This is a genomic window from Shinella sp. (assembly GCF_052438155.1).
Lineage (GTDB): Bacteria > Pseudomonadota > Alphaproteobacteria > Rhizobiales > Rhizobiaceae > Shinella.
The window spans coordinates 1-5,323 of record NZ_JBQVPI010000077.1 but is presented as its reverse complement, the minus strand read 5'-3'; the positions used below and the strand labels follow the sequence as shown (position 1 = coordinate 5,323).

General features: G+C 62.9%; 6 protein-coding genes and 1 tRNA gene. 1 reads left to right on the top strand and 6 read right to left on the bottom strand.

Going from position 1 to position 5,323, the window contains the following annotated elements; translation table 11 throughout:
* The 3 genes from ACT6VE_RS34335 to ACT6VE_RS34325 form a co-directional block, all read right to left on the bottom strand.
* The coding region (locus ACT6VE_RS34335; RefSeq protein ID WP_444802609.1) for an aldo/keto reductase at positions 1-850 on the bottom strand (850 nt) is incomplete at its 3' end.
* A gap of 11 nt (positions 851-861) precedes the next feature.
* Positions 862-1,656, bottom strand: a complete 795-nt coding sequence (locus ACT6VE_RS34330; protein WP_054133575.1) for an enoyl-CoA hydratase/isomerase family protein — start codon at positions 1,654-1,656, stop codon at positions 862-864.
* A 115-nt stretch (positions 1,657-1,771) separates the two neighbouring features.
* The gene (locus ACT6VE_RS34325; protein ID WP_439485774.1) at positions 1,772-3,058 is read right to left on the bottom strand and encodes an FAS1-like dehydratase domain-containing protein; all 1,287 of its coding nucleotides are present in this window, start codon (positions 3,056-3,058) and stop codon (positions 1,772-1,774) included.
* Between the two features lie 178 nt (positions 3,059-3,236).
* Here ACT6VE_RS34325 and ACT6VE_RS34320 point away from each other — a divergent pair, with 178 nt between their 5' ends.
* Positions 3,237-3,761 carry a hypothetical protein gene (locus ACT6VE_RS34320; protein WP_444610335.1) on the top strand — a complete coding sequence of 175 codons (525 nt, stop codon included), beginning with the start codon at positions 3,237-3,239 and terminating at the stop codon, positions 3,759-3,761.
* A 46-nt stretch (positions 3,762-3,807) separates the two neighbouring features.
* On the opposite strand, the gene ACT6VE_RS34315 is transcribed toward ACT6VE_RS34320, so the two are convergent.
* From ACT6VE_RS34315 to ACT6VE_RS34305, 3 genes are all read right to left on the bottom strand, one after another.
* Positions 3,808-3,881 (bottom strand) — tRNA-Gly (locus tag ACT6VE_RS34315).
* Positions 3,882-3,986: 105 nt separating this feature from the next.
* Positions 3,987-4,871: an NAD(+) diphosphatase gene (nudC, locus tag ACT6VE_RS34310; protein WP_287889453.1), complete on the bottom strand. Its 885-nt coding sequence runs from the start codon at positions 4,869-4,871 to the stop codon at positions 3,987-3,989.
* A 23-nt stretch (positions 4,872-4,894) separates the two neighbouring features.
* Positions 4,895-5,323 (bottom strand): serine hydrolase (locus ACT6VE_RS34305; RefSeq protein WP_444802608.1); only part of this gene is annotated, 429 nt, incomplete at its 5' end.

Sequence of the window (5,323 nt, the reverse complement as noted above, 5' to 3'; positions counted from 1 at the left end):
AGGTAACGCCGCTGCGTGCCCTCAGCCAGTTGAGTGCGACCTGGCTGTGCGTCGCACCATTGCCGCGTTCCTCAACTATCGCATCGACTGCGGCCAGCACATTGCGGCACCGCTGATTGTCATAGGCTGTCAGCGCGCCCATCAACTCCAGCCGGGTGTTGCCGCTCGCCTGGCCGCGGAACTTGCCAGAGAGAAAACCCTGCGCCAGCGGGCTCCAGATGATTGCGCCAACGCCCATGTCGATACCGCAGGGCAGCAATTCCTCTTCCGCCGTCCGGGCGACCAGCGAATATTCGATCTGCTGGCCGATATAAGCGTTTAGCCGGTCGCGTTCGGAAATGCCCAGCGCCCTGGCCAGTTGCCAGGCGGCAAAGTTCGAACACCCGATGTAGCGGACCTTGCCCGAGCGCACGAGGTCATCAAGCACGCGCAGCGTCTCGTCCTGCGGCGTCAGTCCGTCAAAGCTGTGGACCTGATACAGATCGATCCAGTCGGTGCCCAGGCGGCGCAGCGATGCGTCACACGCATCGATCAGGTGACGGCGCGACAGGCCGATGTCATGCACGCCCTTGCCCATACGGTTGAATGCCTTGGTCGCCACGCAGACCCATTTGCGTTTCTTGCCCAGCGCTTCGCCCAGGATTTCCTCAGACCGGCCGGCTCCATAGACATCGGCGGTGTCGAAGAAATTGATGCCGTGATCGATGCACAGATCAACCTGGCGCGCAGCATCTGCACCCCTGGTCGATCCGGTCGCGCCAAAGCGGCCCTCACCATCGGAAAAGGTCATGCAGCCAAAGCCAAACACCGAAAGTTCGAGCCCGCTTTTGCCGAGAAACCGCTTTTCCATACCATTGGCTCCTATTGTTTGCGCTTGGCGCCCGCCACCGCGGCCTTGGTTGCGGCCAGTTGCCGCTTGAAATCGTCGCTGCCCAGCAGCAGCGCCTGATTGGCGAGGTTGGCCTGCCACTCCGCCTCCATCGAGGTTTCCAGCCCACGCTGGAGCCCCTGCTTGATGCTGGTATAGGCCATCGCCGGAATCTGGCCGAGCTCTCGGGCAAACGCCATGCCACGTTCGGCGAGCAGATCGGCGGCAATCACCTCGCCAACCATGCCGATGCGCAGTGCCTCATCGGCAAGCACCGGCCGCCCGAGCAGGCAGATGTCCATCGCCCTGCCAAGACCGACCAGCCGGGGCAGCAGGAACAATCCTCCCAGCGGCGGCATGATGCCAAGCTTCACCCAGCTTTCCTGAAAGCGGGCGGTATCTGCCGCGATGCGGAAATCACAGGCCAGCGCCAGTTCGCACCCAACGGTCACCGCCGCGCCCTGCACGAGCGCCAGCGTCGGCTTGGGGCAGCGATAGATCGCGCGCGCAGCGCCCTGAAAGCGCGAATACACGGTGTCGCGGATGTGCTGCGCCGACATGCCCGTCAGCCGGTCGAGAAAACCGAAATCCGCTCCGACCGAAAAATGGCGTCCCTCGGCCATCAGCACGATGGCGCGGACATCCGCATCATCGCCGAGCGCGGCAAAGGCGTCGCGGATTTCCTCGAGCATTTCAGGCGACGAGGCATTGCCGATATCGGCGCGCGCGACGATCACCTGCGCAAGGCCGGTGTCATGCATTTCAATACGAATATGATCGAGTGCCATGCCGATTATCCACCTGATCCCATAAGCGAAAAGGGGGAGGATGCCGGCGTAAACGCCAATATCCTCCCCGCATCGAAGTGTTCGTCAGGCTGCGGTGCTCATTGCAGCCCTAGGATCAATCGCCGCCAAGTTCGCGGTGTCGAGCCATCATCTTGACAGCCTTTTCAGCCAGCGCCTCGGGCACCGGCGGATACAGCGGCAACGGACGCGCCTTGCTGGGCAAGGCAATCGTCGCGGTCGACTTGATGGTTTCCTCGCCACGCTGGTTGGTGAAGCGGACCACGACGTCGACCAGTTCGTTGCCATGTTCGGTGCGCTTGCCGACGACTTCGCCGGTGACGAACTGCACATCGCCCATGTAGTTGAACTTGCGGATCTCGTCGTGCACCTTGGTGATGATCGCGTCATCGCCGGCCCAGTCGTTGAGATAGCTCCACAGATAGTTTTCGCGCATTACCCCATAATCATAGGCCATCGGGTTGCCGATCGCCTGCGCCCACACCGGATCCCAGTGCAGCCGCTGCGCCACGTCGGGTACGCCATATTCGTTCTTCACATAGAACGGCGCAATGCGCTTGCGGTTCTTGTGCGCGCGGCGGCCGACGGTGGGGGCATAGGGCACGAAGCCGTAGCCGCCCGCGTGGAAGCACACCACGTCGGTCACGGTCAGCGGACCCTTGGCCTGACGACCAAGCGGCGAGCCGATCGCCACCTCTTCCGCCCAGCGCTTGGCCGGTCCCTGGACCTGCTCGGCGGCATAGACTTCTTCGATCGCCGCGAACTCTTCGTCGGTCCACACCTTGGGTTCAATGGCGGAGTATTTGCCCTTTTTCGCCGCGGTCTTGCGTTCGGTCAGCACGCTGAGCACGCGATAGACCGACACGACATCGCCGCGCTGGTTCATGTTGACGTGGCGGCGCACGTTGATCACCGACCGGCCGGCGAATTCGGACTGCTTGACCTCGCAGCTTTCCTCGCCCGAGAAGGTGTAGATGGTGTCGCCGGGATACGCCGCGCGGTAGAATTCCCAGTCGGCGCCCGACACAAACACGTGAATTCCGCGAAACAGGCTCTTCTTGAGAGCGCGGATTTCGTCAGGCGTGGGGTCGCCGAGCAACGGCTTGCCGACCTGGCCGATCATCATGCCCGGAGCGATGGCATCGCCCCAGCGGGTGCGCCTGGCGTAATTGGGATCGGTGAACAGCGGGTTGTCGTCGCCGCAGCCGTACGACCAGTTGCGGATCGAATCATGGCTCAGCGTTTGCACGTACTGCGCCATCTTGCCGGGCTCTTCGAAGCCGATCAGCTGCTTCTGCCGTTCGATATCTTCGTCTCTGATTTCGTAGGATACGGCTTTTTGCCATTCCTCACTCTGCTTGATGTCGTCAGCCTTCGTGGCCATGCGATCTCTCCTGTCCTAATCGTCTAACTAGGTGATATCTATAACCCGGTTGATATGCAAGGCTTGGAAGTCATCCAACATAGCATCAGCCTCCAATTTGCGACGCCACCACACCTGTCGATCCCCGGCAGATAGAGTTGGCGCCCCCGGAATTCCTTGGCTGGGCAGGCTTATTTGTATGAAACCATTCGGTTCGCTGGCGCGCCGACCATCCGCCGCGAAACCACGCATCCTATCCAGTTCCTTCCAGAGAGCCGGAAATTGCTCAAATCTGGAGGAAGATGGCGGGCAGACCAGCAAGCCTGACCTTCTCCAGCCATTCGGCAGCCACCAAGTTGCCGGAGTCGGACGCCGCAATGCTGTCGGCGATTTTGTGCAGCCTGGCCTGGTCGACCGGATCGATGCCGTCTGCGATCAGGCGTCGGGCCTCAAGGAGGCCTGCCTCGCGTCTGCCCGGCAATATGACGGTAGTTCATCCGCCAGTATTCCGTCCCGGTCAGACAGTTTGCAATCGATGGCTTGGGCTTCGCGTGCGCGAGTGTTGCAATTGCAAGCCCCGGTTATCTGGCACTTCCGGTCATTGCGATGGACCTTTCGCCGCCAAGTTATGCCGCAGGTCCATCAAAAACCCCACCAGATGGACAATGTGCAGGGCAACATTACGTTCGAACCGCTGGGAAGGCATATCACAAAAAAGCGCTGAAAAACGGCAGCTTACGCTACGTTTTCGGACCTCCTGAGAGAGGCCCTGGAGCGGGTAGAGGGAATCGAACCCTCATAGCCAGCTTGGAAGGCTGGAGCTTTACCACTAAGCTATACCCGCGCGCATGGGTCGCGTGTGCGATGCGAGGGCGCTAATGCCACTTGCTACCGGGAGCGTCAATATCTGGTTTGACTGCAAAACGACAGTCGGAGCCAGAGCCGGTGTCTACTGCGCGTCCAGCCAGTGCTTGAGCAGGTCATGCGCGATGGCGAATGGGGGCGGCGCGATGAAGGGGGCGGTCTCGTCGCCTGCCATCGCGGCGCGGACCTCGGCGGCGCTGAACCAGCCCGCCTCCTCGATCTCGGTGGTGTCGAGCGTGAGTTCGTCGCTCAGCGCCTCGCTGGTGCAGGCGATCATCAGCGAGGACGGGAACGGCCAGGGCTGGCTGGCGACATAGCGCACGTTGCGCACGCGGATTCCCGCTTCTTCGAACAGCTCGCGTGCGACCGCTTCCTCGATGCCCTCGCCCGGCTCGACAAAGCCTGCCAGCGCGGAAAAGCGGCGCGCGGGAAAGCGCGGCTGGCGGCCGAGCAGGACCTTGCCCTGATATTCGGACAGCATGATCGTGACCGGATCGACACGCGGAAAATGCTCCGCGCCGCAGCCCGAACAGGTCCGCGACCAGCCGCCCTTGGACATCGTGCTGGCGGCCCCGCACAGCGAGCAGAAGCGGTGGCGTGCGTGCCAGTCGACCAGGGTGCGCGCGCCGCCGTACAACGCGAGCTCGTCGGCGGGCAGGCTGGCGAGCATCTGCCAGACGCGCGGGTTGTAGTGCAGGCTCGAGCCGGGCTCGCTGCGCTTCAATTCGGCGAAATGCGCCTTGTCGTCCATCAGCCCCAGGAAGATCAGCTCGCTGTCGGGCGCGGCATCGGCAAGGCTGTGCCAGACCAGCCGCCCCTCGACGCTGACCTCGGGCTCGAGCCCGTTGAGCGTGAGCAGCTTCGCCTTCCAGTTCATGTAGCCGGCGAGCCGGTCGGGATCGACGCGGACCTGATCGGCACGGTCGATCCGCCCCCCGGTCAGCGCCGGAGCAATCAGCGACAAGGACATAGCGCTTCCCCCGTTGCGGCCGATCAGCCCATCGCCTGCAGCTGGTCGTAGATCATCTTGGGGAATTCGCGCTGGAACGGATAGCTTTCGGCCGGCATGTACTGGGTAAAGCCCGATGCGCGGATGCCGCGGACATGGTCAACAAACGCCACCGTTCCGGCTGCACCGCCCCAGCCATAGGTCCCTGCCGGACCCTTGGCATTGCCCAGGCCCACGCGTCCGCCCGCGCCGAAGCCCTGGTCTTCCACCCAGGTGCCCTTGGTGACCGCGGTGTCGGGAAGCAGGTTGGACATGCCGAGCAATGCGGTCGCCTCGGACATGATCCGCGTGCCGCCCAGCTGGCCCTTGCCGACCAGCATGCCGAGGAACCGGTCGTAATCGCGCGCGCTGCTGACCAGTCCGGCGCCGCCGAACGGGAAGGCTGGCGGCGTGGTAAAGATGCTGTCCTGCGC

Excerpts from the sequence above, each read along its gene's own strand:
- ACT6VE_RS34330 (WP_054133575.1), bottom strand. The coding sequence starts at position 1,656 with ATGGCACTCGATCATATTCGTATTGAAATGCATGACACCGGCCTTGCG.
- ACT6VE_RS34325 (WP_439485774.1), bottom strand. The coding sequence starts at position 3,058 with ATGGCCACGAAGGCTGACGACATCAAGCAGAGTGAGGAATGGCAAAAA.
- ACT6VE_RS34320 (WP_444610335.1), top strand. The coding sequence starts at position 3,237 with ATGAAACCATTCGGTTCGCTGGCGCGCCGACCATCCGCCGCGAAACCA.
- nudC (WP_287889453.1), bottom strand. The coding sequence starts at position 4,871 with ATGTCCTTGTCGCTGATTGCTCCGGCGCTGACCGGGGGGCGGATCGAC.